Origin of the sequence: Candidatus Poriferisodalis sp. (assembly GCF_965221945.1) — a bacterium.
GTDB lineage: Bacteria > Actinomycetota > Acidimicrobiia > Acidimicrobiales > Poriferisodalaceae > Poriferisodalis.
The window spans coordinates 2,338,205-2,364,927 of sequence record NZ_OZ244925.1 but is presented as its reverse complement, the minus strand read 5'-3'; the positions used below and the strand labels follow the sequence as shown (position 1 = coordinate 2,364,927).

The following is a 26,723-nucleotide window of genomic DNA, read 5'->3' as shown; positions in this document are numbered from 1 at the left end:
CCTACACTCCCGAAGGTGGCAACGCGATCACGGCCGGACGCAACCGAGCGCGTGATGGAACTCATGATGTACCTGCTGGCTCGCGACGTGCCCAAGACCCGCGAGCAGATCTGGCGGGACACTGGGCTCTATGCACCCGAGGGAAACACCGACCGGCTCCTGCACCAAAGTGCCCGCGCCTCATTCGAGCGAGACAAGGCGCTGATCCGCAACCTCGGTGTACGCATCACCGAGACGATCGAACACGACGGCGCCATGTCGTACACAATCCGGCGCCAGGACTACTTCCTGCCTGACCTGCAATTGACTCCCGACGAGCAGCTCGCGCTGCGCTTTGCGGCAGACCGGGTGGACATCGGCGAAACGTGGGACCTCGAGGCCGTCGCCAAGCTCACAAGTGCCGAGGCGGCGTCGGTCCGCGACTTGGAGCCACCCGCCGCAGAGGTGGCGCTGGAGACTGCCGCCGCGAGCCAGCAGTCAGCCGGCGCGCTGCTGCCCGCGTTGGCGGCTGCTGCCGCGGAACGCGCTGCGGTCCGGTTCACCTACGGCGGCCGTGAGCGACGCGTGCAACCGCTCGGTCTGCTGTGCCGGGCCGGTTACTGGTACTTCGCCGCCATCGAAGACGGCACGGCCAAGACGTTCCGCGTGGACCGCATGGAGGGCGACGCGGAAGTAGGCGAGCGGGGCGCATTCTCCAGAGCCGATGTCGACATGGCGGGACTGCTGCCGTCCGAGCCGATGGAGATCGATTTCGGCGACGACTTCGTGGCCCGGGTCCGGATCGACGCCACCATGGCGCACCAGCCCACTGCTGAGCGAGGCAAGGTCGTAGTGCGGCACGACGACGGCTCGGTGACGGTCGAGGCGCGGGTCCGCAACCGGACGGCGTTCCGTACGTGGCTGCTGGACATGGGCCGACATGCCGTCGTGGAATCACCCCCCGAGCTGGTCAACGAGATCACGTCGTGGCTGCGCGCGCTGGCTTGGGGAGCAGGGGCAGACCAGCCGTGAGGGGCCCGAGCACCTCGGCGAAGATTGAGCGGCTGCTGGCCATCGTTCCATGGGTGGTGGAGCGCGGTGGCGCCACCGTGGGCGACATTGCTCAGCGCTTCGATATGGGGCCGAGCGCGGTGTACGACCTGCTGCTGGCGGCCATGTGTTACGAGGTCGCGGGCGCTGGCGTCTATCAGAACCTCGGCGTGGTCGTCTTCGGCGACGACGCCGACAATGGCGACGCAGGCGAGGCCTGGGTGCATGTCGAGCCTGGAGCCATGCTGGACCGGCCGCTCAACCTGTCGGTGCCGCAGGCGTTCGGCATCTTGGTGGCCGGCCAGTCGGCGCTGGCGCTGCGCGGTGCTGACCGCTTGGGAGCCCTCGCGACCGCGCTCGACAAGCTGCGCGCTTCCTACGGCGAGCGAGTGCGGGTGTCGGTGGAACTGCCCGTGCCGCGCCACCTGGCGATCCTGCGGGAAGCGCTGCGCACGGGGACCACGGTCAGCATCGAGTACTACACGCCCAACACCGACGCCCTCACCGAGCGCCGGGTCGACCCGCTGACGGTCTCGCTGCACGACGGCCACTGGTACCTGCGGGGCTGGTGCCATTTGCGCACCGACCTGCGCTCCTTCCGCATCGACCGGATCGACGAGTGTGCCGACACGGGCGTGCGGCACGGCCGCTCCCCCGAAACGGGGGAGGTCGCGGACATCGCACCCGCCGAGTCCGACGAGACCACCGACGTCGTGATGTCGATTCCCCGCATCGACCTGTGGCGTGTGGAGGCCTACCCGTCTCGTGAGGTGACCGACGACGGGGATCGGTGCGTTGTCACCTACGCGATCCGCAGCCCGTGGGTGCTCAGCCAGATGCTCGTGCGCCTCGGGTCCGAGACGCACGTCGTCAACGCAGCAGAGCTGCCGCCCGAGCTGGCCGAAGCGGGACGCACAGGTGCTGCCGCGATCTTGGAGCTCTACGAGACCTAGCGGCCCGGCGGGGTTCAGTCGATGAGATCGACCGCCAGCCCGTAGTGGTCCGACGGCACCACGCCGTCGACCGGCTCGGTGCCGATGAGCTGGATGGCCGAAATGTTGCCTTGGGGGATCGGTCGGGGCGTCGCCACGAACACGTAGTCGATGCGCCGGTTCGGCCACATGGCCTGCGACAGGTACGGATTCTGGCCACTCCAGGTGTGGCCTGGACCGTCGCCCGCCTGTGACCACGCGTCGCTGAAGACTAGCTCAGGCACTGGCGGGGGACGCTCGCCGGTGAGCAGGCGGATCTCGTCGGACGTGGGCACCGCGTTGAAGTCGCCGGCCATGACCACAGGGAAGCCTGCGGGATCGTGATGAGGCGCCGCCAGCTCGCACAGCGTGGCCACCTGTCCCTGCCGGATCTCGCTGAGGTGGAAGCGGTGCTCGAGGTGCGTGCAGATGACAGTCATCTCGCCGTCACCACGGGCGATGCGTGCCACTACCGCACTGCGGTGGCCCGATTGGTTGTCGACGGCGAGCGAATGCACCTCGGAGCTGACGATCGGTGAGCGGCTCAAGATGGCGTTGCCGAACGATTCGCCACTGCGACCGAACCGTGGATGGTGCGCAACGTACATGCCAAGCCGATCCGCCAAGATCGCCGACTGGTCGGTGCCGTCTCGTTCCGCCCAGATCTCCTGGCAGCAGACGATGTCGGGATCGACCTCTGCGAGGGTGGCAGCGATCGCGTCGTGTCGAGCCTTCCAGTCGTCCCCGAAGCGCCACCACAGGTTCCACGTCGCCACTCGCACGGGCGCAACGGTAATTCGACGAGTCCCCTATCGTCGGCGGCCATGTCGACCGATGAGAACGCTGACTCCCAGACCGACCAGATCTATCTGCGCGACGCCTTCCAGACGAGCGCCCAAGCAACCATCGTCGCAGTGCGGGACGACGCGGTCGCGCTCGACCGGACTGTCTTCTATGCGACCGGAGGCGGCCAGCCCCATGACACGGGCACGCTCGCCGACGGGAGCGGCAACGAGTGGCAAGTGCTGAACGTGCGCAAGGAAGGCGACCTCATTTGGCACTGGGTAGATCGGGAGCCGCCATCGGTGGGAACGGCGGTCGCAGGCTCGATCGATTGGGGCCGGCGGCTGCAGCTGATGCGTACCCACACAGCGCTGCACATTCTGTGCGGCGTCATCTGGAACGAGTGGGGCGTGCTGGTGACCGGCGGGAACATGGAGCCGCTCTCGGCGCGCATGGATTTCGAATTCGGCCCGCTGCCGGAGGGCTTCGCTGTGCGCGTCACCGAGTTGGTCAATTCGGAGATCGCTGCGGATCGTCCGATCGAGGTGAGCTTCCTGGACCGTGGTGCGGCGCTCGCCGATCCCGAACTGATCCGCACGAAGGTGAACCTGATCCCTCCCTCGGTCACCAATATCCGGGTGGTGGACATCGTCGGGCTGGATCGGCAGGCCGACGGCGGCACGCACGTGGCGTCCACCGGGGCGGTCGGCCGTTTCGAGATCACCAAGACCGAGTCGAAGGGCAAGGGCAACAAGCGCGTGCGGATGGTGCTGCACGACGCTTGAACCGGCGCGGTCACCCCGATGCGCGCGTTTGTTCCAATTTGGTACTCTGTGACAAATGGCTCCCCGGGAGACATTGGGCGGAACGCGCCTTGTCACGCCGTCCGCTCGCCGGACGGCCACGTCGCGATTTGGTGCCTCCCGGCGCGAGGGGCACGACGCCTCAGCGTTCTACGCCCGCTTCACCCCACCGAATCTCTGCGATGACGACTCGGTTGCGCGGGGACCCGAGTTCGACACTGACCTGACCGAGCGTCTGGGTGACGGCTGCATCTGCCGCGACGCCCGACAGATGACTGCGCTGCCGAACGCCAGCGTGGCATTGGTAGTCACCTCACCGCCGTATTTCGTTGGCAAGGCGTACGAGGACGCGCTGGCTGCTGGGTCTGACGACCGGATTCCGACGAGCTATTTCGACTACTTGGGCATGCTGCGAGACGTGTTCGCCGAATGTGTCCGGGTGCTCGAGCCGGGCGGGCGAATCGCGGTGAACGTGGCGAATCTCGGCCGCAAGCCGTATCGCAGCCTGTCGGGGGATGTGGCGCGCATCTTCGAAGAGCTGGGCCTGCTGCTGCGCGGCGAGATCGTGTGGCAGAAGAGCAAGGGGTCGAGCGGGTCGTGTGCGTGGGGGTCGTTTCGCAGCCCGTCCAATCCGACGCTGCGTGACACCACCGAGCGCATCATCGTGGCGAGCAAGGGGCGCTTCGATCGAGCGCGGTCGGCGTCCCGGCGTGAAGCCGAAGGACTGCCTTACCGCAGCAGCCTGTCCACGGACGAATTCATGGAGGCCACGCTCGACGTGTGGGACATGGGGCCCGAGAGCGCCCAGCGGGTGCAACACCCCGCCCCGTTCCCGCTGGAACTGCCACGTCGCCTGATCGACCTGTACACCTACGAGGACGACCTCGTACTGGACCCGTTCATGGGCTCGGGCACCACGTTGGTGGCCAGCTTGCTGTGCGGTCGGAGGGCCGTCGGCTACGACCTCGATCCCGACTACGTGAAATTGGCGCGCTCCCGGGTCGCCAGTGCTCACGTCGCGTGGAGGCAGCGCCAACGGCCCACACAGCAGCCGGCGTTGTTCAGCGCGCTTGAATCCGCCGATGAGTCGGAAGCGGTGGCAGGCGCGATTGCGGATTCGATGAGCGCGGACAGTTTCGTGCGGCACGCCGTCGAAGCTGGTCGCAAGGCGCACGACATCGCCGCGGAGCTCTTGGAGGGCTTCGGTTTCGAGATACTGCGCAGCCCGGCCAAGGTACGTGGCGGCGGAGTGCAGTTCAGCTTCCTGCTCGCTGACCAAGCGGGAGGCGAGTGGTGGATCGATATAGCAGGCGCATTCACGACCGTGCGGCCAGGTCTGTTGCGGGCCGACACGTTGTGGAAGGCGCTCGGTCGGGCGTCAGTGCTCGCTGCAGCTGATCCCGACGCGAAGCTGCTCCTGCTGACCCCGCACCTGCCCCGTCCGGGGAGCGAGGGAGACCGGGCGTTGCACAGGCTGGGGCCCTCCGCCGTGTTCGATGTCATCGAGCTGTTCAGCGACGAGGCTGCTGCACGGTTGGCGGGCTATGCCCTTGGCGCTGTGGCGCCGCAAACCGGCTATTGGGACAAGGCCGAGATCGACGCCGCGCTCTAGCGACATCGCGACGCCGAGCGCTACAAGTCCTTGATTCGCTTGAAGAGCTCGGCGTAGGCGAGTCCGGCAGGCTGGCCGCTGGCCACCGCCACAGCGTCCACCCAGTCGGCGAAGCGCTGCACCTGGGCGGCGTCGTCTGGATCGGTGATGTCGTGGGTGGTCACGAATTGGCTGCGATGGCACAGCAGAGCGGCGGTCTTGGCGGCCGTCCAGCCCTCGGCGTTCTCGGCGTGGTCGGACGCGTCGGCTTCGAATAGCAGCAGCTCGTCGGGGCGATGCGGCGGCAGGCCCTGCTCGGGGAAGAAGAACGGGTCGCGTGCGGCAACCACGCCTTCGACCGCCAGCAGCCCGGCATGCCGATGATCGGGATGCAGCCGGTAGCGCTTCCACGGGTCATGCCCCAGCACAACAGCGGGCCGCAGCTCGCGGATGACTTGGGCGACCTGGGCCCGGGAGGAGAGACCGCTGTCCAGCTCGCCGTCGATGTGGCCGCCGAAGCGCACCTCGCCCCTCGCGCCCAGAGCCGCAGCGGCGGCGCGCTGTTCGCCTTGGCGGGTCTGGACTAGCTCGGCTTGGTCGCAATCGGTGTCCCAGGTGCCCTTGGAGCCATCAGTGCAGATGAAGTGATGCACGATGGTGCCGGCGGCAGCCCACTTGGCCAGCGTTGCGCCGCAGTCGAACTCGGCGTCGTCGGGGTGCGCAGCGATGACGAGCGCCGAGTTGGGCACCGGCAGGTCCACAGAGAACCCGGACTCGGCGAACTCAGCTTGAGGGGGCATCGGCAGTTGTTGGCACCGAGAGGCCGGCGGCGTCGAAGTCGTCGGGCGTGTCGATGTCGAATTCGAGCGCGGCAACGCGGCGCACGCGCAGGTCGAGGCCGCGGTCCAGAGCCTCGTCGCAGTGGGCGTTGAACGAGCCAGGCCCGTAGTGGAATTCGAAACCAGTCCCCAGCGGGAGCGCCATCACGTTGGTGCCGTCGAGATGCCGGTCCGGGACGATCGTGACCGTGCCGGCTTCTGCCAGCCCGGCGAGTGTCTCGGCATGGGGCAGGTCGGCGTGCGCGATGAGCACATGACCTGGGCTGTCGTGGTTGCGGCCTTCGGAAGTTTCAAGTTCTGCGACGGCAGCGATGAGGGCAGGGTTCAGGCCCTTGGCCTCGACCCACATCACATCTGCACCGACGCTGCGGGCCCAATCGGCCACCTCGTCGTTGTCGCAGACGACCTGCACGGGCAGTGATCCGGCCGCCTTGACGACCTGTGCGGCCATGTTGCGTGCCAGCTCGTCGCGCTCGGTCTCATTGAGACGCTCAGCGAGGCGGCCCTTCGCAAGCCGGAAGCCCTTGACGGGGATGAGTACGGTCGGCGTGACGCTCGTTGCAGTCACCCGCGGCGAGTGTATGGCTGCTCAGAGGTTCGAGCGCAGCCGCAGCCCGCGGACTCGACCGAAGTCCGATTGGTTGCGTGACACCAATCCCAGACCATGCTCGAGGGCTGTCGCCGCGATAAGCGCATCGGGCAGCCGCACATCGGACTCTCGTTGGATGCGACCCGCGCGCTCGGCAATGGTCCTGTCCACAGGCAGCTCACGTAGCGGCCCCAGAAGATCCGACACGATTGCCGTTGCGGCCGTGCCTGCGAACAGCTCTGCGCGTGTGATGACCGAGTAGTGGAGCCGGTGACTACCGAGTGCCAGCGACCGGTGACCCCGCAGATGGTCGATGAAAATGTCGGTGTCGATGAGCAGGTCAGCCACGCTGCCATTCATCTCGCGTAGGGGCGTCGATATCGTTCACTGCACCGAAGGTACGCGCCAGGCTCTCAGCAGCATCGGGGAAATATGACGACAGGTACGCGTCGAGTGCTCGCCGAACAACCTCGGCCAGGGTGACACCTTCGACGCTTGCGAGTTCGTCAATGCGTTCACGCTGTTGCTCGGTGAGGTATACCTGCGTGCGAGTTGCTGACATACAGCACAACATACAGCATCAATGTCGGGAGAAATACGAGCCAGCGTTTGCTAGGACAGGGCGGTGCGGATCGGCAGGCGTATGAGCGGCGATGGTTTGCGCCCGTTTGCGCATCTGTTCCGGCGCCGCCGGCCGTCTCTTCCGCCGCACGCCCGGCCCGCGAATCCGACCGAGCCGCCGGAGGGATGGGTTCGGCCGTGGTGGGCTGAACGTCAGCTCGATCCGAACTCGCCGGCCCATGCACCCGAACCGAGTCGTTGCCGCTACTGGAACCGCGACGACCATGTCGAGGCCAGCGTGCTCGCCAACACGCACGGTCGCTCATGGACGACTATCGGGCTTCCCGAGACGCTCGATCGCGCTGCGATCGACCCCCGCGGGTTGGTGGTGTGGACGAATTGGTCACTTGACTGGTGGGTGCGCGCTGGTGAGGAATGGGTATTGCCGTCGCGGGCCCCGGCGGTGCGACAGCGCTTGGTGGACGGGATGCCGGTGGTCGAGACGGTGCTACGCGTCGGCGACGGCGATGTCGTTCACCGGGTTGCAGCCGCCAGGGGCGCGGCCATCGTGCCCAGTGATGGAGCGAGCCGCAGTGCTGCTGGCCACAGCGGGCGCGACACAGTGGGCCAGAGTCCCGCAGTGCCCGAAGTGTTTGTCGTCGAGATCACCAACAGCACCTCCGCACCGGTGGCTGTCGCTCTGGCTGCCCGGCCGTACAACTTGGGCGCATTCGAACATATCGATGCCGAGATCTGGGAGTGGTCAAACGCCTGGGCGATCGATGAGATCGCCGTCGACGGGCGCGTCCTGAGCCTCAATGACACCGGTCGACCAGGGTTCGGACTCACGTCGGTGATCTTTGATCGCGAACCGGGTGATGTCGTGGTCGGCAGCCACGGGACGGACTGTGCAGCCGCGCTGAACGAGTCTCGTGACCGTTCCGCCGCGACAGAACAAGCAAGTTCGATGCTCGTCAGCATCCGCGGCGGCGCGACCCCCGCCGATCCGCCATCGACGTCAGGGCACGAGCGGGAGCCGATCTCGGTGGAGTGTCCGCAGCGATTGGCCAACGCGGCAGCAATCTTCCCGTTGGTCGCCGGGGCGACGCTGCGAGCGGCAGTTCCCGGCAAAGGCCTGGCTCTCAAGTGGGACGGTGCTGACAGCCCGCAGCTCGGAGCTGACGTGCTCGACGCGGTTCCGTCGCTGGACCGGGTGGCCAACGGTTGGCGGCGGCGCGTTGATGCAGGCTGCCGGCTGGAGCTGCCCAGCGGTCGGCTGGCCGATGCGGTGCTGGCCGCCCGGGCTGCTCAGCTGCTCTCGACTGCCCCATGTGATGACGGCCGCGGCGTTGTCGGGCCGATGCTGTGGCCTTCGATATACACCGACGCGCAGTTCGCCGGCGATGACCTGATGCAGCTGCTGGCACTCGTCGAGTCGGGTACGCCCGAATCGGTGCGGGATCTGCTGATCCGCCAAGCCCAGGCGCAGTTCGCATCGGGGCAAGCGGCGAGCATGGGATCGTCGGTGACAGGATCGACCCTGGTACTCGCCGAATACTTGCTGTCGCTGCATCCGGACTCAGCATTCGCCGAAGGCATCTCCGAGTTCGTCACGTCGGCGGCGAGGTGGCTGCTGTCAACCGATGCCGAACGTCGAGAGCAGCCTTGGACAATTCGTGAGGGTTTGCGAGCCGGCTTTCGCCTGTTGATGCGTCTGGGTGCCGAGCGAGCGGCCGACGCGCTGGCGCGTTCGGCGAGCGCATTGCGTGACACGCTGCGTGTCGATGCGGGCGGTCGGCCGGAGGCGTCGGCCTTCTATCTGGACCGCCAGGGGCGCGTGCCGTGGACGGCGCCGCATAGCGGGGCTTCAGATGCCTCTGTGAGCCAGTGCTGGGATTGGGTATCACACGACACCGGATTGTGGATCTACGCGGCCGTGCCCTGGGCGCCGCCGTTGCCGTTCGTTGTGGTCGAGCCTTCAGGGGCCACGCCGGAGGATCTTGTCTTGGACACCGCGGCATCGTGCGGCTACGACATCGTCGCCACGGCGTTGCTGGCCTTTGCGGAAGCGCGACCAGTGCCGGTCCGCGCCTTCCGAAGGCTGGAAGCGCTGGTGTCGGTGGCGTCGCCCACACTGAATTGGCCGACGTTCATGCATCCGCGACTGCGGACCGGCACCAATGGGACTGGACACGACTTGCAGGCCGGCGGACTGTTCGTGCGCACCCTGTTGCGGCTGCTCGTCGATGTCCCCGACGACGGCAGGCCGAATTCCCGGGGGCGGCCGAAGTTGCGAATTGCTGCGCACTGGCCTGCGGCTTGGCTCGGACAGCCGGTGGAAGTGCACGACGTGCCGACCCGGATCGGCACGGTGTCGTGGGCGGTGCGCTGGCATGGCGAGCGGCCTGCGCTGTTGTGGGACGTGGTGCCCCACGACTCGGGCGGCGAGGCGCCGAGCGTCACTGCGCCAGGCTTGGACCCGGCGTTCACCGCGACGCAGTGGCGTGGCGAGACCCTGCTCGCTCCGATGCCGGCGCACTAGACGGCGCTCTCGGGTTCTGATCGGGACAGGGTCGGCAGCTAGCTTCGATTCCATGACGGCACGGCCGAGCCTCACCTTCGAGCGGCGGTGCTGGGAGGCGGGCGAGGCCACGATCGTCGGCGTGGACGAGGTAGGCCGCGGGGCTTGGGCCGGGCCGCTGACGGTCGGTGCGGTGGTGGTGTCGCCGCACGGTCGTGTGAACGGCATCCGCGACTCCAAAGAGCTTCGGCCCGCCGTGCGCGAGGAGCTCTTCGAGCGCATCGACGGCTGGGCTCGTGCGTGGTCGGTCGGACACGCCACCGCAGCCGAGTGCGACGACCTGGGCATGACCGATGCGCTGAGGCTGGCGACCCGCCGGGCTCTGGACGTGCTCGGGGCCGAGCCGGATCGGGTCTTGCTTGACGGCAGCTTCAACTTCGTGGACTGGCGTCCGAGCAATGCTCTGGTGGAGGGCGACCGGCGCTGCCTCTCGATTGCGGCGGCGTCGGTGATGGCCAAGGTGGTGAGGGACCGGATCATGTCGGGGCTTGCATCTGAGTTCCCGCCCTATGGGTTCGACTCCAACAAGGGCTACCCGGCCCCCGTCCATCGTGCGGCGCTCGCCACCCATGGCCCCTGCGCCATCCACCGTTTGAGCTGGTCGTTCGCCGATGCGCTGCCCAACGCCGAGCCGGTGCCGAGCGCCGCACACGGCGATACGCCCAGCGCGCTGGCCGCCTACGGGCGAGCATTCGCCGGTCCGGACACCACCTTGTTCTGACCGCCGTCGCGCGGGCATCGGTCTGTTGGGACGCTTGTTGTGCGGCCTGCTAGAAGAAGGCAGCCCCGGCGGGGCGGTGCGGGAGGGATGACCCATGAGCGTGAGCGACGACCCCAACGCTGACCAGCGTGAGTTCTGGCGTAACGCAGCGGTGTGGGCCGATCAGCAGGAGCGGCTCGACATTCAGCTGAGCCACATCGGCTTGGCCGCGATGGGTGTGGCTGACGGCTTGCGGGCTGGAGCGCATGTGCTTGATGTGGGCTGCGGGTGCGGCCAGACATCGCTGCAGTGGAGCGAGCGCGTGACTGGATCGGTGCTGGGCGTCGACATCAGCGAGCTGCTCATCGAGGTTGCCCGGCGCAGAGGTGCGGAGCATGCCACTGCGCAACCAGAGGCCGCGCCAATCAGCTTCGCCGTGTCGGACGCGCAGACGGCTGACATTGCCAAGCTGGCGGACCGCACCGCCCCTGACAACGGCAGCTTCGACGGCTTCGACCTGGTGTATTCCCGATTCGGCGTCATGTTCTTCGCCGATCCGGTGGCCGCGTTCGCCAACATGCGGGCAGCGACGCGCCCCGGCGGTCAGCTCTCTTTCGTCTGCTGGCAGCGGGCGCGGAACAACCCGTGGCTGATCTCGATCAACAAGGCAGTGCTCGAGATCGTGGAGTTGCCGCCGAGTGACGGCCCGGCCGTCGATCCGTTCGCCTTCGCCGACCCCGACCATGTGCGGGGCATCCTCGACGCTGCGGGCTGGTCGGAAATTGCCCTCGAGCCGCACGACACCGAGCTCGTCTTCAGCGGGGGATGCACGCTCTCCGAGACGGTCGACTTCGCCATGGATCTCGGCATTGCTCGCCAGGCCCTCAAAGGCCACCCGCCAGAAGTCCAGCTGCAGGTCCGCGAAGCCGTGACCGCTGTATTGGCACCTCGACATACCCCTGCTGGCGTCGTCTTCCCCGCCGCCGCCTGGATCGCCACCGCCCGCAACTGATTCTCGAGCGAATCGTCCTGCAGGGGGCTGTGGCAGCGCACAAGGCCGAGGTGGCGTCTCGACACCTAGATTTTGTAAGGTAAGGTTACTAACAATATGGACGACCGAGCGCGTGCGGGGGGTCTGCGGCTGCTGAGCGGGCAGAGGATCGCTGACGCGATGTTCGCAGCACACCCGCGGCAGATGTCTCGCGCTGGCATTGCCCGGGCCACCGGACTGTCGAAACCGACGGTATCGGCCCTAATGGCTGACATGACGTCAGCGGGACTGGTGCGAGTCGCCTCGGAGGGTCACAGAACCGGATCCATCGGGAGGCCGGCGGCGCTCTACGAACTCGTCCCGACGGCACGGCAGGTGCTTGCGGTCGACATTGGCGCCACCAAGATGCTGGTCGGCGTCGGAGACCTCTTCGGGAATCTCATCGTTGAGCGTGAGATGGAGACAGGACCGGATGCTCCGACGGCGTTCGAGCGACTCGGGCGAGCCATCTCGTCGATGCTGGACGTCATCGATGAGCCGTGCAGCGCCGCGTGCATCGGTGTGCCAGGCATCTACCGAACCGGCAGCGACCGTGTTGAGCAGGCGCTGAACCTGCCCGGATTCGATGGGTTGGCGCCGCGTGCATGGCTCGCCGAGCAACTCGGCGTCCCCGTCGAACGCGTCCATGTCGACAACGACGTGAACCTCGCTGCGCTCGGTGAGCTGGCCCACCTGGACGACGATCAGCCGGGCGGCGACTTCGCTGCGATCTCGATCGGCACCGGCATCGGCGGTGCGATCGTGGTCGACGGGGAGCTGTATCGAGGCGGTACAGGGTCCGCGGGCGAGCTGGGCTCCCTGCTGCTGGCGCACCCAGGACCCGGTGAACCTCCAGTCACGCTCGAAGATGTGGCCTCGGCGCCGTCCATACGCAAGCTCTTCGGCCGAGCAATCGAGGATGGCTACGACAGTGGACTGGCTCCCAGCTCTGACGTTCCTGACATCCTTGCCGCGGCTGAAGCGAATGACGCCGCTGCGGGCCACGTCCTGCACAAGGTTGCGGAGTCGATGGCTCTCGCCGTGTCGCACCTCTGCCTGATCGCGGATCCGGCCCGGGTCGTGTTCGGCGGCGGAGTCGGCGTCAATTCTGTCTTCGTCGATGCGGTCCGGGAACGGCTCGAAGGCCTCGTCTCGGCTCCGCCCGAGCTGGCTGCGTCGAGTTTGGGACGTCGGGCCGCTCTCGCAGGAGCGGTGTCGATGGGTCTGCGGATTGTGCACGAGACCCTCGTGCCAGAAGTCTTGGGAGACCAGCGCAGATGAGCAGCGCCGCCGCGCTCGTCGCCGACGCGGTGGACGCTGACGCGGTCGTAGAGCTACTGCGGCAAGCCGTTCGCATTCCGAGTGTCACGCCCAATGAGTCCGACGTCGCCCGCTGGACGCTGAGCTGTCTCAACGAATCAGGAGCATTCCACGCAGCAGAGTTGATCGAATGCGAGCCGGGCCGGCCGAACGTGTACGGCAGCGCCGGGGGAGACAGCGGTCGGTCGCTGCTGCTCGCTGGTCATCTTGACACGGTCGCCGTTGACGACTGGGAGCGGCACTGGGCTGGGACCGAGCGTGCAGACCCGTTCGAGCCGTGCGTCATCGACGGCGAAATATGGGGACGAGGCGCCGCCGACCAGAAGGCGGGCATCTGCATCATCCTCGAGGCGCTCCGGGCATTCGCCAGGGTCGGGTTGCGTCCGGCCGGTGCAGTCTCCACCTGGTTCGTCTGTGACGAGGAATCTGGACAGCCGGGATCTGGCGTGTCGCTCGGAATGCGCACGGCGGCGAGCGACAGTCCTCGAGACGTCGCCGACTTCGCCATCTATACCGAGCCGACGACATCGGCCATCTACACCGCGCAGATGGGATTCCTCATCGCCGACATCGTCTGCATTGGCAAGTCTGCGTACTTCGGACGACCCGAACTCGGTGTGGATGCACTCAAGGCCGGCCACAGCTTGCTCAGCCGCTTGTGGGAGCTTTCCGACGAGCTGCGAGCAACGGTGCCGGCCCATGAGTTGCTCGGCGAAGCCTTCCTGCTGGTCACGTCGGTTTCTTCGGGTGGCAACATCGCCGTGCCGGGGCGCTTCGAGGCGTCGCTGATTCGAAAGATCAATCCGGGCGAGAGTCTCAACGCGGCCGCTGAGCAGATTCGCAGCGTTGTGACGGACGTCGCGGCAGAGCATTCCGTGGAATGCAGCGTGGACTTCAGCGCTCCCCGAGATCACGCCGTCGGCGGTACACCCGACGAAGTCTCCGCCGATCATCCGGGAGTGGTCGCTCTCGCCGCATCGATCACCGCGGCAACCGGCGAGCAGGCCCGTATCGAGGGCGCTCCCTACTGGTCGGAAAAGCCATTCCTGCGGGATCTGGGCATCCCTGGCGTCTATTTCGCTCCCGGAGACATCTCGCACTGCCACACACCGTTCGAGCGGGTCGCCATCGACGAGCTGGTGACCGCCACCCGCACGCTCGCGCACTTCATTGCCGAGTGGTGCGGTGTCGAGGACTCATAAGCCGGACCCGGAGGAGGGACCCATGAGAACCAAATCAGAAAGACACACGACCAAGTCCCGAGTGCGAGCGCCGAGGCGACTCTTGCTCTTGAGCTTGCTGGCCGTATTCGCCTTGCTCGCTGCGTCGTGCACCGGCGACACCGACAGCGATGCAGACGGCGATGCCGCGCCGGCGACCACCGCTCCTGCCGCCGCCGACGACATGGCTGATGACGACATGGCCGACGACATGGCCGACGACATGGCTGATGACGACATGGCCGACGACGCACCCGCCGCACCGGTTACCCAAGGCCCTGGTGGCGAGGAGGCGGTCGCGTCGAGCGAGATCACGCTCACCGATGACGAGATTGCGCAGGTGCAGGCAGGTGGCTACACGGCCGCTCTGCTCTGGCACACCGCGGGCGCGTTCACCGATGCAGTAAGCCAAGGCGCACGCGATGCCTTCGCAGAACTCGGAATCGAGGTGATCGCCGAGACCAATGCCTCGTTCGATGCGGCTCAGCAGGCGAACGATGTCGAGACGGTCATGGCGCAGAATCCCGACATCATCATCAGCTTGGCCATCGGACCTGACGCCGGCGCGGAAGCATTCCGTCCTGCGGTGGAAGCCGGTGTGCAGTTGGTCTTCCTCTCGAACGTCCCGCAGGGTTACGTCCATGGCGAGGACTACGTCGGCATCGTGACCGATGACCTCGCGGCGATGGGCATCACCGCAGCCAACCTGCTCGGCGAGGCCCTCGGCGGCGAAGGCGAGGTGGGATTCATCTTCCACGACGCCGCTTACTACGTCACGAACCAGCGTGATCAGGCATTCAAGTCATGGATCGAGATCAACTATCCAGGCATCGAGATCGTTGCCGAGCAGGGACTCGCTGATCCGGCCGCTGCGGAGGAGATCGCAGCGGCGCTGCTCACGCGCCACCCCGATCTCGACGGCATCTATGCACCCTGGTCCGCCGGCCCTGCCGACGGCGTGCTGGCGGCACTGCGCGCTGCGGGAGCATCTGATGTTGCCGTAGTGACGATGGATCTGGACACCAACGTGTCGCTCGATCTGGTCGAGGGCGGCAACATCGTCGGCATCGCTGCCGATGAGGCCTACAACCTCGGCCGCACCATGGCATTCGAGGGCGCCTACGGCCTTCTGGGCAAGGCAGCTCCGGCATTCGTCGTGGTGCCCGCCATCGGGGTGACGGCCGACAACATCGTCGACGCCTATCGTCAGTCCTTGGCCGCGGAACCCCCGAAGGAGGTTCTGGACGCCCTCGGCAACTGACGCAGACTCGTCCTTTCGGGGGCGAGCTGAGGAACCCATCGTGACGCAGGACTTCGGCGCCCCGGGCCAGTCAAACCCTCCCAGGGGTCTTGGGCGGCTCTTGTCCAATCGCCAGGACTCAGGATCTCGCGGATACGTCGTTTACGTGGCGTCGGCGCTCATCTTCGGAGTCTTCGCGGTGACCTTGCACGACGATGGGTTCCTCAGCGCGTCCAACTTGCTCAATATCGGCCGGCAGGCAACACCGATAGCCGTCATGGCAGTAGGGATGGCGTTTGCCCTCGCTGCCGCCGAGATCGATCTGTCCGTCGGCTCGATTGCGGCGCTCTCGTCGTTAGTGGCCGCAGAAGCGGTGGGCGGGTACGGATTCTTCGCCGGAGCCTTGGCCGCGGTCGCTGTTGGCGCGGGAATCGGGTTGGTCAACGGTCTGATCACCGTGAAGGTGCGCATTCCGTCGTTTCTCGTCACCTTGGGAATGCTCGGGATTGTCAGCGGCATAGCGCGCAACATGAACAACCTGCAGTCGCTGCCGATACGAAACGACACGTTCTCTGCGATCTTTGGCGCGGGCTCGCTGGGCCCTGTGTCCTCACTGCTCATCTGGACCGTGGTCGTTGGCCTCATCGGGCACCTGGCGCTTCATCAGCTTCGCTGGGGCCGCCATGTCCTGTCGGTCGGAGCCGACCGTTCTGCCTCAGATGCGGCGGGCATCAACGTGGACCGCATCCGCATAGCGGCGCTGGTGACCAGCGCTGGCGCGGCGGCATTTGCCGGCGTGCTGCTGGCTGGCCGCCTGGCCATCGGACGTCACGATCTGGGCGAGAACCTGCTGCTCACGGTGATAGCCGCCGTCGTCATCGGCGGGACCAACCTGTTCGGCGGGCGTGCATCGGTCGTCGGGGCGATTATGGGCTCGGTCATCATGGCCATGCTCAACAACGGCTTGATCCTGATGGGGCTGCGAGTTGCCGATCAGCTGATCGCAAGAGGCGCCATCATCATCCTGGCCGTCGCGCTGAGCATGCGCGAACAGCGGGAGCGCTGAGGAGATGTTCCTTCGATCCCTGCTCGACCGCAATCCCGGGTTCGTTCAAGCCGCTGTCGAATTGCACCAGGCGGGGAAGATCCCGGCGAACAGCTACGTGCTGGACCTAGACGCCATCGAGGCAAATGCAAGTGTGCTGTGCACGCGGGCCCGGACACTCGACCTCACCGTGTACGCGATGACCAAGCAGATCGGCCGGGCCGCCGGCGCGATGGCGGCCATGGCGGCCGGCGGCGTGGACGGCTTCGTTGCGGTCGACATGGCGTGTGCCCGTCCCATCACTCGCAATGGCCACCGACTCGGTCACCTTGGACACCTCGTTCAGGTTCCTCGCGCCGAAGCTGGCGAGGCAGCTTCGATGGCGCCTGACTACTGGACGGTTTTCTCTGCGAACAAGGCGACGGAGGCCGCGGCAGCAGCACGAGCCAACGGTCGAACTCAGCGCCTCCTGCTGCGGGTCTTCGATCCGGGTGACACGTTCTATGCCGGTCACGAAGGAGGTGTGCCGCTCGGCGACCTCGGTTCGGCGGTCGACGTCATCGCAGCGCTCGATGGGGCCGAGTTCGCCGGACTCACGACCTTTCCGGCCATGCTCTTCGATGAGCGACGGGGCAGCGTCGCTGCCACCCGCAACGTCGAGACGCTGGCACGGGCAGCAGACCTCGTACGACGGCACCCGGCCTGTCCCGATCGCCTCGAGATGAACCTGCCGGGGACCACCTCCACCGAAGTCCTTGGGCTGCTCGCCGAGTCCGGGGCCACCCAAATCGAGCCCGGCCACGGACTCACCGGCACCACGCCGCTGCACGCCGTTCGGGATCTGCCCGAGCAGCCAGGGGTCTTGTACCTCAGCGAGGTGGCCCACATTCATCAAGGCGTGCCGCTGTGCTTCGGGGGCGGTCTGTACGTCGATCCGGTGTTCGGCGAGTACCAAGTCCGTGCAGTCGTGGCCCATGACGCTGCGGAGATTTCGACATCCCCCGTGCTGGTGGACATGCCCGATCCGGCAGCGATCGACTACTACACCTGCTTGCATCCCGACTCTGGCCGCACCGTGACGGAAGGCGCGACGGTGGTCTTCGGCTTCAGGATCCAGGCGTTCGTGACCAGGGCGTTCGTCACTGGGCTGTCGGGAGTGTCGCAGGGCCAACCTCGGGTGGTCGGAGTGTGGAACGGCTTCGGCGATCCAGTCGAGGTGAGCTCGACATGACTGCCGCTACGGCCCTTGAAGCCACGGGCATCTGCAAGTCGTTTCGTGCCGTGCAGGCCCTCGACGACGTCACGCTGAGCCTGCGCTACGGCGAGGTGACGGCGTTGCTCGGCGACAACGGGGCCGGCAAGTCGACATTGGTGAAGTGCATCGCTGGGGTGTACCGGCCTGACGCCGGAAGTGTCTTTGTCAATGGACACAGGCGCGAGATCGGATCGCCGGAAGGGGCCAGAGCGCTGGGCATCGAGACGGTGCATCAGACGCTGGCGGTGATCGACCCGCTCGATGTCGTGGAGAACCTGTTCCTCAACCGCGAGCACACGCGTGGGGGACGGTTGGGGTCATGGCTCGGGGTGCTCGACAAGAAGCGCATGCGCGCCGAGGCCGGGGAGATTCTGGGTCGCCTCGACATCCGGCTCCCATCGCTGCGGCGGCCGATGAGCGCGCTGTCGGGTGGCCAGCGCCAAGCGGTGGCGATCGGCAGGGCTGCCGCGTGGGGCCAGCAGATCGTGCTGCTTGACGAGCCCGCCGCCGCATTGGGTGTCGAGCAGGCTGCACGCGTCCTGGACCTCATTCGCGGTTTGCGCAGCGCCGGCGTGGCCGTCCTGCTCATCACCCACAACATGGACAGGGTCATGGCAGTGTGCGATCGGGCGGTGGTGCTGCGTCAGGGGCGCACAGCTGCGGAGGTCGATGTCAGCGCGGTGACCAAGGACGACCTCGTCGCCTACATCACCGGTTCCCGCCACGACGGTCCGGGGCCATGACCGACGACCTAAGCGTCCGACCCGAATCGGGGGTTGGAGATGCGAGCGACTTCGGGTCTTCGCGAACCTTCGCCGGCAACAGCTCGCTGCAGATCGGCATCGATGTTGGCGGAACGAGCATCAAGGGAGCTGTCGTGGATGTCGCCGTGGGCGAGCTGTCGGGGCCCGTCCTGACCGAAGCCACACCTCCCACGGCGACACCGCATGACGTGATGGCGGCAATCGGTCGAATCACGTCGGCGGTCGGATGGTCGGGGCCAGTCGGTGTTGCGCTGCCAGGTGTGATCGACGGTCTGTCGTTGCGACATGCGCCGAACCTTGGTGATTCCTGGGAGGACGCAGATGCACTGTCTTGCTTGCGTGCGGCGTCTGGGGCCAACGCGGTGCTGATCAATGACGCTGATGCAGCCGGCCTCGCAGAACTGAGATACGGCGAGGCCACACTGAGGGCGACCGGGCTCGCCATCGTGCTGACGTTCGGGACCGGTGTCGGCAGCGCGCTGCTGCACAACGGCAGTCTCATCCCGAACTCCGAGTTAGGCGGCCTGATCGTCGGCGGGGCTTGTTTCGAAGAGGTGGCCTCTGGGCGTGCGATTTCCACTGACGGGCTCACACCGAGTCAGTGGGCGGAACGGGCACAGCCGTTCTTCGAGATGATCGAAGCGATGCTGCACCCGTCGTGTTGGGTCGTCGGCGGAGGGCTCAGCAATGACTTCGACCGGTTCGCCTCGGAGCTTGACCTCTCCAAGCCGATCACGGTCGCACACCGAGGTATGCATGCCGGCATCGTCGGTGCCGCAGTCGCAGCCATGGTCGGCATGGAAGCCGAGCGTGCACCCGGGATCGTCGTGGGGCTCCGCAGCGATGGCGATGGCGCCGGCGCCAACATGCCGATCACGCAATGAAAATCATCGTCGCTGAGGATCGAGCGGCTGCCTCCAAGTGCGCGGCGGACATTGTCGATCACTTCGTGCGCGGCCAGCGACGAGCACTCCTTGGGGTTGCAACCGGGCGCACGACCGAGGTGCTGTATGCCGAGCTAGTCCGACGCCACCAACAAGACGGTCTCAGTTTCGCGGGCGTCGACGTGTACCTGCTTGATGAGTACGCGGGCATCGATCCTGACGATCCGTGCCGTTTCCGCAACGTCGTACAGCGGGAGCTAGCGCAGCGGGTCGACCTGCGCCGCGATGCAGTTCACTGCCCCGATCCTGACGCGCCCGATCTCGCAGGCGAGTGCTGTCGCTACGAGTACTTGGTCCGAAGTGCCCATATCGGCCTGCAGATCCTGGGCATCGGGTCCAACGGGCACATTGCCTTCAACGAACCAGGTTCTGCGTTTGACAGCGTCACTCGCATCGTCACCCTCAGTGAGCAGACCCGCTCCGACAATGCGCGCTTCTTCGGTGACGACCGTCCCGTTCCTGAGCGGGCCATCACGCAGGGGATCTCCACCATCCTTGCGGCGGCTGAGCTGTTGCTGCTGGCGTGCGGTGAACGCAAAGCCGCGGCTGTGGCCAGAGCAGTGCACGGCCCGCTGTGCGAGATGGTTCCCGCCTCGGCTCTGCAGCTCCATGCGAGCGCGACGGTGGTCCTTGATCCGGACGCCGCTTCACTCCTCTAGCGATCGCTCGCCGATCCGATCCTCAACAGCGGGGAACCGATTGGGTCCGAAGTGAGTCTGATTTCACAAAGAACGCCTGCTCGGGTTGAAGTTCATTGGCTGATTCATCGAATTGTTCGAACCAACTGCCGAAGACATTCCGGCAGAGCCAACAGGACCAGCGCGACGCAGGCGCAAATCGCAGCAATCACGGTGGACAACCAGACGGTGGGCCACAAGGAGGGCAGACCATGGCGACGGCCGTGCTCATCGAGCGTGAACTCACCGTGCCCAACAACGAGGCGGTTTCTCAGGCAGCCGACGCCGTCCGGGCACTCGAGGACTTCTTGAAGCGACATCCCGACTTAGCGACCGGCCCGGTGACATTCGCGCCGGGCGACGAAGCTGTCCTGGAGATACCCGGCGCTGCGCTCGAGATGCTCATCGACGTCCTGGCGCACATGGCAGTCGGCAATGCGGTCGGGATCGTGTCGGTTCACCCCGAGCTGACCGTCCCGCAGGCGGCGGACCTGGTGGACGCTCCTACAGGGCGCCCGTCTTCGTGACCCTGCGTGGCGCCCGTGAGGTGTCTATGGGTCGGTCGTTGCGGTGTGCCGCCCCGGGTGGGGCACCTCGACGAGCTGGAGCTCGGTGATGGCCGTGAAGTCGTCCGGGTTGGCGGTGTACAGCGGCAGCCCGTGAGCGATCGCTGTTGCAGCAATGAGAGCGTCATACGCGCGTGAGGTGGCCCTACTGCCGGCGGCACGCAAGTCGGCGGCGACACGGCCAAATGCTCGCGCAGCGGCCTCGTCGAAGGGAAGCGGTTCGAAATCTGATTCGGCCTGTTGGACGTGCGCCTGGCGACGGCTTCGTTCGGATTCGTCGGAAATTGCCAACGGGCCGGCGGAGAACTCGGCAAGAGTGATCGCCGTGATCGCCGGCTCAGCAGGCAGCACGCCAGGATCTGTGATTTGAGGCAGCAGGATCACAGTGCTTGTGTCAAGCACGCCGCGGTCATCGCTCACAGCGACGGGTCCGCGAGTTGATCGATGTCGTCGCGGAGCGCGTCAGGATCGACGTGCGGCAGCGTGGGTTGGGTGAGGACCGTCGCGAGGTGACCAACCTAGATCTGTCCTCGATCAATGTGAATTGATTTTGGCTGCTCGAAGGTGACCGCAGTGAACGGCGGCCCCACGCGTTCGCGCTTGGCAGACTGCGCCCCGGTGCCTGCGGACAGTGGGAAGTGCACCGTCACCGCTTCAATGAGCCTTGGTTCGAGCTACCTCTCCGGACCGCTGCGTGTTGCGAGACGTGCCGCCGTTCGCAGTGCGTGCTGCCACGAGTGACGGTCAGCGACGAGGGCCGTAGGTCTCGTCGTAGAGCTGCTTGAGCAGGCGACCGTCTTCCACAAGCCAGCGACGAGTCGGGTTGGAGACGTTGCCATGAATCGGCCCCAAGAACTTGAGGATGTTCGTGAGCGATCTCGGCTGGCCATCGCAGATGAGGCCGCTGTACCGACTGTCGGGGACACTGACGAGCTTGACGCGGCGGTCGTCCACAATCTCCACTCGCACCTCGGTGTCGCGGTAGAAGGTCAGTGGAGTTCCGTGGTCGAGGCCCATTTCTGCGAAGTTGAAGTGTGATGGATTCGGCGCTGCGGGAGGGCTCACGAGGGAGAAGGCATCGTACAGGCCGACCTACTCCTGATCTTCTTCTGACCATCGGTTGTCAACAACCATCCGCTCGTGGACGGCAACAAGCGGTTGGGCTGGCTTGCCACGGCCATCTTCCTGGAACTCAATGACACGAGCGTGCGGGCCGCAGCCAATGACGACGTCTACGACCTCGTCATGAGCGTCGCATCGAGCGACATCGGCGTGGAGGAGATCGCAGCAGCGCAGTGGCTGCGGCTCAGGGTGTCGCTGTTCGCGAGGTGCCGACGACGGCCGGGGGACCAAACCATGCTCCACGGGCAGCCCACACCGCGGCCCAAAGAAAAGGACCCCGTGAGGTCCGGGGTCCAGAAGCCTGGGGCACACGATTGCATTCGGCCGAGGCCTACTAATCGGATCCGTCAGACGCCTGCGACGCTACAGCGCCAGAGCGGTCACAGCAAGCTGTGACGTCAGAAGACGACTATGTGATTGGTCCACCTGCGGCCCCTGTGAGTGCGTCTGCGCCCGAGCGCTTGCAAGCGCGTGGCGCCAACACCGGTGTCCAAGAGTTGCATCGCGTCGTCGCCCTCGACGGCGCGCCGCCGGATGCCGGTGATGAGGTCGGCCACTTGAATTGCTGCTGAAGTCGTCGAGTCGGCGTAGTACACGGTGGGATGTAGCGGCAGACGATGCGAAGACGCATAGCTGGCGACACAGCGGCTGGCGTGTGCGTCCAAGCCGTGGTCGGAGCGGTCCATGACCAGGACACCGATTTCTCCGCGATGAGCGCACTCCACGGCAAAGTGCTCAACGAGAGCCTGAAGTTGCAGGGGCATCGTGGTCCTTTGTGTCATGGGGTGGCGCGTGGGGGTTTCATCGGTTGCTTCCCCCAATGGCAGAGCAGGCGGATCGAGTGGCATCGTTGCCGTCATTTCGACGGTAGTGCCGTTCAAAATCGGCAGGCATATGGATTCCTAGCCCGCCGGTTCGGCCTTGGTACGGCTTTGCGTTCGAACCGCGAGGCTGCAACACCAGCCGACGCGATTCGGACCACCGCACATCGTGGAAGCAGTGACTGACAGCGATACAGAGAAGAATGAGCAGTGGTTGACGCCCGATTGCTTGGCTCCACGCTCAAGATCGTCGAACGTCTCTTGGTATCGACTTGATACCATTCGTCTCATGGCGATGACACTGAGGCTCACCGAGGAAGAGCAAGACGCCTTGCGACGGCGAGCGGTTCTTGATGGCACCTCCATGCAAGAAGCAGCCCGGCGAGCGGTGCGGGAGTACGTCACCAAGGCCGAACACCGGGACCGCGTCACCTCGGCAGCCGATCTCATCATGGAGCGTCATGGCGACGCGCTCAGGCGCCTGGGCGGGTGAACCAGGGCTTTGAGTACCTCGACACCGAGGATTTCGTCGAGCTGGCGCGTCAGTTGCTCGGCGATCCGCCGCCGATTCGCGATATCGGCCTCCTTGGGGCGGCAGCGGCGCGACCGCAGGCCTCCGCGTTCGGTGAAGACGCCTACCCCGACATCTGGTCCAAGGCGGCGGCATTGCTGCACTCGGTGGTCAACAACCATCCGCTGGTCGATGGCAACAAGCGTGTCGGCTGGCTTGCCACGGCCATCTTCTTGGAACTCAACGACGCCAGCGTGAGCGCCGCCGCCAACGACGACGTCTACGACCTCGTCATGACCGTCGCATCGACCGACATCGGCGTGGAGGATGTCGCGGCAGCCCTCCGGGACATGGACGAATAGGCCGCGGTTTCGCGGGGCACTCAGTGGCGACTGCGCTCAGTGGCGCGGCCCGTACGTCTCGTCGTAGACCTCGCGCAGGAGCCGACCGTCCGGCAACCGCCAGCGCCGTGTGGGGTTCGACACGTTTCCGTACGCCGAGCGAAGATGTTCAAGGATGTCTGTTAACGACCTTGATCGACTGTCGCAGATGAGTCCCTGTGAATTGCCGTCGGGGACGCTGACGAGCCTTACGTAGTGGTCATCGATGACTTCGATCTGGAATTCGGCGTTTCGGTAGAAAGACAGACGAGTTCCTGGGCTTAGCCCCATTTCCGCAAAGTTCAGTCGAGAGCGTCTCGCGCCATGACGATTCACTGGTCTAAGTATCCCGCCATAGTGGACGCTTCGGAGAATTCCGTTTCAGTTCGAGTAAGGCACATATGGCCTCTTGCATTATGGAGTTCGGGTTCGCTGGTTCGCCGAAGGCCTCCGCGGCCCATCGCAGGATCGTACGATGGCCGCTGGTGTGGGTTGGTGATCTTGATACGGGGACTTCGTGACTGACTATCTGGCCCCCGAGCAGAAGGCCCGTCGCGACATCGACGAGCAGCTGGAGGCCTGCGGCTGGATTGTGCAGGACTACAAGGGCGCGGCAGTGGCGGCGGCTCAAGGAGTCGCCGTTCGCGAGGTGCCAACCACGGCGGGGCCTGCCGACTACGTGCTCTATGTGGACAGTCAGGCGGTCGGCGTCATAGAGGCCAAGAAAGCCGGCATGACGCTCACGGGTGTTGAGCCACAGACTCGCAAGTATCAGGCCGCGTACCCAGAGGCACTACCTGCCATCGAGGTCGACGGGGCACTGCCTTTCGGCTACGAATCCACTGGCACCGAGACGCGGTTCACGTGCGGGTTGGACCCTGTGCCAACGAGTCGGCGGGTGTTCGCATTCCACCGTCCCGAGACCTTGGCTCGCTGGCACGAGGACTACACGGAGGGCGAGGGTCGCGCGCCTGGACTACGTACTGGCGCGCAGCTTCTGCCCGAGCTCGGCACCGATGCGGCACACCTCTGGCCTGCCCAGGCCGAGGCCATCCGCAATCTTGAGCAGTCGTTCCGCTCCAACCGCCCCCGGGCGCTCATCCAGATGGCCACGGGCTCAGGCAAGACCTTCGCTGCCGCCAACGTCTGTTACCGCCTGCTGCAACACGCGGGCGCTCAGCGGATCCTCTTCCTCGTCGATCGGGCGAATCTCGGCCGTCAAGCGCTCCGGGAGTTTCAAGGCTTCTCCACACCGGACGATGGCCGCAAGTTCACTGAGCTCTACAACGTCCGGCATCTCACGTCGTCACGGCTTGCGATGGCTGATGAGGCCGCCACCAAGGTCCACATCTGCACGATTCAGAGGCTGCATTCGATCCTGCGTGGCGACGACGACTTCGACGAAGCCCTTGATGAGAAGAGTGGCTTCGAGACCGCACCGGCGGCGCCGGTCGATGTCGTCTACAGCGCGGCGGTGCCGATCGAGTCGTACGACTTGATCATCATCGACGAATGCCACCGCTCCATCTACGGCGTGTGGCGCCAGGTGCTCGAGTACTTCGATGCATTCCTCGTGGGTCTGACCGCAACACCTGGCAAGCAGACATTCGGGTTCTTCGATCAGAACCTCGTCATGGAGTACGGGCATGCCCAAGCGGTAGCCGACCGGGTGAACGTGGACTTCGACGTGTTCCGCATCCGCACCGAGATCACGGAGTCCGGCGGCACCGTCCCCGCCGAGTTCGTCACCAAGTTCCGCGACCGCGACACACGCGAGTACCGCTTGGAGAAGATCGACGAGGACATCACCTACGACGCCGCCCAGCTCGACAAGCGCGTGGTGGCGCCCGATCAGATCCGCACGGTCGTACGCACGCTGCGCAATTCGCTGCCAGAGATATTCCCCGACCGAGAGCGCAGGGATGACGGCTTGCTGCAGCACATCCCCAAGACGCTGATCTTTGCCAAGGACGACAGCCACGCCGAAGACATCGTCAAGATCGTCCGGCAGGAGTTCGGGCTCGGCAACGAGGGCGCGGTGAAGATCACTTACCGCTCGGGAGACGCTGGCAACAAGCCCGAGGATCTGCTGCAGCAGTTCCGCACCAGCTACCAGACCCGTATCGCCGTCACCGTGGACATGATCGCCACCGGCACCGACGTGAAGCCAATCGAGTGCGTCGTGTTCATGCGCATGGTGCGCAGCCGCAACTTCTTTGAGCAGATGAAGGGGCGGGGCGTGCGGGTGATCGACAGCGACCAGCTGCGCGCGGTCACGCCCGATGCTGCCGCCAAGGATCGCTTCGTGATCGTGGACGCCGTCGGCGTAACTGAAGCTGAGCTGCACGACACCGTACCGATGGAGCGCCAGCGGTCAGTGAGCTTTGACAAGCTGCTCAACAACATCGGACTTGGCTCGACCGATCCCGACGTGGTGTCGTCGGTGGCATCCCGACTCACCCGGCTGAACCGACGGATGACAGCAGCGGATCGGGCCGAGGTGGAAAAGGCGGCAGGAGTCGGGCTGACGGACTTGGTGCGCGGCATGGTGGACGCGCTCGATGTCGACCGCCAGTACGAGGCAGCAGCGGCTGAAGCCTGCGGTGATCCCACACCCGATCAGGTCGAGGCCGCTGGCACGGCGATGATCCGTGAGGCGGTGAAGCCGCTGGCAGGCAACTCCGCGCTGCGAGAGAAGCTGGTCAATGTCAGGCGCAGCTACGAGCAGGCGATCGACACGGCCTCGAAGGACCAGGTGATCTCCGGTCAGTTCTCCCGGGAGGCGGCCGACCGTGCCCGAGCCCAGGTCGAGTCGTGGCGGCAGTTCATCGACGACAACAGGGACGAGATCACCGCGCTGCAGGTGCTGTACAGCCAGCCGTACGGCGGGGGCCTCGGCTACGACGACATCAAGGAGCTGGCGAGCGCAATCAAGCGACCGCCGCATCGCTGGACCCCGGACGCGTTGTGGGAGGCCTACGAGACACTCGACGCCTCCAAGGTGCGCGGTTCGGGTCACCGAGTCAGCACCGACTTGGTGAGCCTCGTCCGCTACACGCTCGGCGAGGCCGAGGTGTTGGTGTCGTACCCAGATCTGGTCAACGAGCGTTTCGAAGCGTGGCTGCTGCAGCAGTCGAACACCGGCCGCTCGTTCTCGCAAGAGCAGGCGGCGTACTTGGAGCTAGTCAAGGACCGTATCGCCACCAATCTCGGCATCGAGCCCACCGAATTGATGGCACCACCTTTCAGCACCCAAGGTGGCCTCGGCAAAGCCCGCCAGCTCTTCGGCGATGAGCTTGACGCCCTGCTCAACGAACTCACGCTGGCTCTCGCCGCGTGATCGCCCGGCCAGGGCGTTTGGGGCGCGTCGCCGCTCGCGGG

General features: G+C 65.8%; 28 protein-coding genes and 1 pseudogene. 21 read left to right on the top strand and 8 right to left on the bottom strand.

Features of this window, described 5'->3' with window-relative positions:
• Positions 1-15: 15 nt before the first annotated feature.
• A complete protein-coding gene (locus ACOQPH_RS11015; protein WP_420621440.1) occupies positions 16-1,011 on the top strand; it encodes a helix-turn-helix transcriptional regulator in 996 nt (331 codons plus the stop codon).
• Positions 1,008-1,982, top strand: a complete 975-nt coding sequence (locus ACOQPH_RS11010; protein WP_420621439.1) for a helix-turn-helix transcriptional regulator — start codon at positions 1,008-1,010, stop codon at positions 1,980-1,982. Before ACOQPH_RS11015 ends, ACOQPH_RS11010 begins: the two co-directional genes overlap by 4 nt.
• Positions 1,983-1,996: 14 nt before the next feature.
• On the opposite strand, the gene ACOQPH_RS11005 is transcribed toward ACOQPH_RS11010, so the two are convergent.
• Positions 1,997-2,782 (bottom strand): endonuclease/exonuclease/phosphatase family protein, encoded by a 786-nt coding sequence (locus ACOQPH_RS11005; protein WP_420621438.1) that lies wholly within the window; start codon positions 2,780-2,782, stop codon positions 1,997-1,999.
• Positions 2,783-2,824: 42 nt separating this feature from the next.
• On the opposite strand from ACOQPH_RS11005, the gene ACOQPH_RS11000 reads away from it, so the two are divergent.
• Both ACOQPH_RS11000 and ACOQPH_RS10995 read left to right on the top strand, forming a co-directional pair.
• On the top strand, positions 2,825-3,568 hold the full coding sequence (locus ACOQPH_RS11000) for an alanyl-tRNA editing protein (protein ID WP_420621437.1): 744 nt from the start codon (positions 2,825-2,827) through the stop codon (positions 3,566-3,568).
• Positions 3,569-3,623: 55 nt separating this feature from the next.
• Positions 3,624-5,198 (top strand): DNA-methyltransferase, encoded by a 1,575-nt coding sequence (locus tag ACOQPH_RS10995; RefSeq protein ID WP_420621436.1) that lies wholly within the window; start codon positions 3,624-3,626, stop codon positions 5,196-5,198.
• Positions 5,199-5,218: 20 nt separating this feature from the next.
• Here ACOQPH_RS10995 and ACOQPH_RS10990 read toward each other — a convergent pair whose 3' ends face one another.
• Genes ACOQPH_RS10990 through ACOQPH_RS10975 form a run of 4 tightly spaced genes read right to left on the bottom strand, consistent with a single transcriptional unit; the run spans position 5,219 to position 7,167 of the window.
• Entirely contained in the window at positions 5,219-5,977 is a 759-nt protein-coding gene (locus ACOQPH_RS10990) for a PIG-L deacetylase family protein (protein WP_420621435.1), read from the bottom strand.
• Positions 5,961-6,584, bottom strand: coding sequence for a 2-phospho-L-lactate guanylyltransferase (gene cofC / locus ACOQPH_RS10985; RefSeq protein WP_420621434.1), 624 nt, complete (start codon positions 6,582-6,584; stop codon positions 5,961-5,963). The genes ACOQPH_RS10990 and cofC overlap by 17 nt, the downstream gene beginning before the upstream one ends.
• A 21-nt stretch (positions 6,585-6,605) precedes the next feature.
• Positions 6,606-6,953 (bottom strand): type II toxin-antitoxin system VapC family toxin, encoded by a 348-nt coding sequence (locus ACOQPH_RS10980; RefSeq protein WP_420621433.1) that lies wholly within the window; start codon positions 6,951-6,953, stop codon positions 6,606-6,608.
• Positions 6,946-7,167, bottom strand: coding sequence for a CopG family transcriptional regulator (locus ACOQPH_RS10975; protein WP_420621432.1), 222 nt, complete (start codon positions 7,165-7,167; stop codon positions 6,946-6,948). Before ACOQPH_RS10975 ends, ACOQPH_RS10980 begins: the two co-directional genes overlap by 8 nt.
• 63 nt (positions 7,168-7,230) lie before the next feature.
• Here ACOQPH_RS10975 and ACOQPH_RS10970 point away from each other — a divergent pair, with 63 nt between their 5' ends.
• From ACOQPH_RS10970 to ACOQPH_RS10910, 13 genes and pseudogenes are all read left to right on the top strand, one after another.
• Positions 7,231-9,708 (top strand): hypothetical protein, encoded by a 2,478-nt coding sequence (locus ACOQPH_RS10970; protein ID WP_420621431.1) that lies wholly within the window; start codon positions 7,231-7,233, stop codon positions 9,706-9,708.
• Between the two features lie 52 nt (positions 9,709-9,760).
• Complete coding sequence (locus tag ACOQPH_RS10965; RefSeq protein WP_420621430.1) at positions 9,761-10,468, top strand: ribonuclease HII; 708 nt, start codon at positions 9,761-9,763, stop codon at positions 10,466-10,468.
• A 94-nt stretch (positions 10,469-10,562) separates the two neighbouring features.
• Positions 10,563-11,459, top strand: coding sequence for a class I SAM-dependent methyltransferase (locus ACOQPH_RS10960; protein ID WP_420621429.1), 897 nt, complete (start codon positions 10,563-10,565; stop codon positions 11,457-11,459).
• Between the two features lie 96 nt (positions 11,460-11,555).
• Positions 11,556-11,696 (top strand): annotated as a pseudogene (locus tag ACOQPH_RS10955) (hypothetical protein); the annotation flags it as partial.
• A gap of 6 nt (positions 11,697-11,702) precedes the next feature.
• Entirely contained in the window at positions 11,703-12,758 is a 1,056-nt protein-coding gene (locus tag ACOQPH_RS10950; RefSeq protein WP_420624347.1) for an ROK family protein, read from the top strand.
• Positions 12,755-13,999, top strand: coding sequence for a M20 family metallopeptidase (locus ACOQPH_RS10945; RefSeq protein WP_420621428.1), 1,245 nt, complete (start codon positions 12,755-12,757; stop codon positions 13,997-13,999). The genes ACOQPH_RS10950 and ACOQPH_RS10945 overlap by 4 nt, the downstream gene beginning before the upstream one ends.
• Before the next feature lie 22 nt (positions 14,000-14,021).
• Positions 14,022-15,278, top strand: coding sequence for a substrate-binding domain-containing protein (locus tag ACOQPH_RS10940; RefSeq protein WP_420621427.1), 1,257 nt, complete (start codon positions 14,022-14,024; stop codon positions 15,276-15,278).
• 40 nt (positions 15,279-15,318) lie between these two features.
• Positions 15,319-16,323 (top strand): ABC transporter permease, encoded by a 1,005-nt coding sequence (locus ACOQPH_RS10935; RefSeq protein WP_420621426.1) that lies wholly within the window; start codon positions 15,319-15,321, stop codon positions 16,321-16,323.
• 4 nt (positions 16,324-16,327) lie between these two features.
• Positions 16,328-17,533, top strand: coding sequence for an alanine racemase (locus ACOQPH_RS10930; protein ID WP_420621425.1), 1,206 nt, complete (start codon positions 16,328-16,330; stop codon positions 17,531-17,533).
• Positions 17,530-18,300 (top strand): ATP-binding cassette domain-containing protein, encoded by a 771-nt coding sequence (locus ACOQPH_RS10925; RefSeq protein ID WP_420621424.1) that lies wholly within the window; start codon positions 17,530-17,532, stop codon positions 18,298-18,300. Before ACOQPH_RS10930 ends, ACOQPH_RS10925 begins: the two co-directional genes overlap by 4 nt.
• Positions 18,297-19,205, top strand: coding sequence for an ROK family protein (locus tag ACOQPH_RS10920; RefSeq protein WP_420621423.1), 909 nt, complete (start codon positions 18,297-18,299; stop codon positions 19,203-19,205). The genes ACOQPH_RS10925 and ACOQPH_RS10920 overlap by 4 nt, the downstream gene beginning before the upstream one ends.
• Entirely contained in the window at positions 19,202-19,924 is a 723-nt protein-coding gene (locus ACOQPH_RS10915; RefSeq protein WP_420621422.1) for a glucosamine-6-phosphate deaminase, read from the top strand. Before ACOQPH_RS10920 ends, ACOQPH_RS10915 begins: the two co-directional genes overlap by 4 nt.
• A 230-nt stretch (positions 19,925-20,154) precedes the next feature.
• Positions 20,155-20,469 (top strand): hypothetical protein, encoded by a 315-nt coding sequence (locus ACOQPH_RS10910; protein ID WP_420621421.1) that lies wholly within the window; start codon positions 20,155-20,157, stop codon positions 20,467-20,469.
• Between the two features lie 24 nt (positions 20,470-20,493).
• Here the strand turns inward: ACOQPH_RS10910 and ACOQPH_RS10905 are convergent, their stop codons facing one another.
• Positions 20,494-20,928 (bottom strand): type II toxin-antitoxin system VapC family toxin, encoded by a 435-nt coding sequence (locus tag ACOQPH_RS10905; RefSeq protein ID WP_420621420.1) that lies wholly within the window; start codon positions 20,926-20,928, stop codon positions 20,494-20,496.
• A 324-nt stretch (positions 20,929-21,252) separates the two neighbouring features.
• Positions 21,253-21,573: a hypothetical protein gene (locus tag ACOQPH_RS10900; RefSeq protein WP_420621419.1), complete on the bottom strand. Its 321-nt coding sequence runs from the start codon at positions 21,571-21,573 to the stop codon at positions 21,253-21,255.
• Between the two features lie 75 nt (positions 21,574-21,648).
• Between ACOQPH_RS10900 and ACOQPH_RS10895 the strand changes: the two genes are divergently transcribed.
• Entirely contained in the window at positions 21,649-22,026 is a 378-nt protein-coding gene (locus tag ACOQPH_RS10895) for a hypothetical protein (protein ID WP_420621418.1), read from the top strand.
• Positions 22,027-22,028: 2 nt separating this feature from the next.
• Here the strand turns inward: ACOQPH_RS10895 and ACOQPH_RS10890 are convergent, their stop codons facing one another.
• On the bottom strand, positions 22,029-22,394 hold the full coding sequence (locus tag ACOQPH_RS10890) for a DUF3800 domain-containing protein (protein WP_420621417.1): 366 nt from the start codon (positions 22,392-22,394) through the stop codon (positions 22,029-22,031).
• A 346-nt stretch (positions 22,395-22,740) separates the two neighbouring features.
• Between ACOQPH_RS10890 and ACOQPH_RS10885 the strand changes: the two genes are divergently transcribed.
• The 3 genes from ACOQPH_RS10885 to ACOQPH_RS10875 all read left to right on the top strand — a co-directional run bounded on the left by ACOQPH_RS10885 (position 22,741) and on the right by ACOQPH_RS10875 (position 26,682).
• The gene (locus ACOQPH_RS10885; protein ID WP_420621416.1) at positions 22,741-22,944 is read left to right on the top strand and encodes a hypothetical protein; all 204 of its coding nucleotides are present in this window, start codon (positions 22,741-22,743) and stop codon (positions 22,942-22,944) included.
• Positions 22,941-23,324, top strand: coding sequence for a type II toxin-antitoxin system death-on-curing family toxin (locus ACOQPH_RS10880; RefSeq protein WP_420621415.1), 384 nt, complete (start codon positions 22,941-22,943; stop codon positions 23,322-23,324). The genes ACOQPH_RS10885 and ACOQPH_RS10880 overlap by 4 nt, the downstream gene beginning before the upstream one ends.
• Before the next feature lie 535 nt (positions 23,325-23,859).
• Positions 23,860-26,682, top strand: a complete 2,823-nt coding sequence (locus ACOQPH_RS10875; RefSeq protein ID WP_420621414.1) for a DEAD/DEAH box helicase family protein — start codon at positions 23,860-23,862, stop codon at positions 26,680-26,682.
• Positions 26,683-26,723 lie beyond the last annotated feature (41 nt).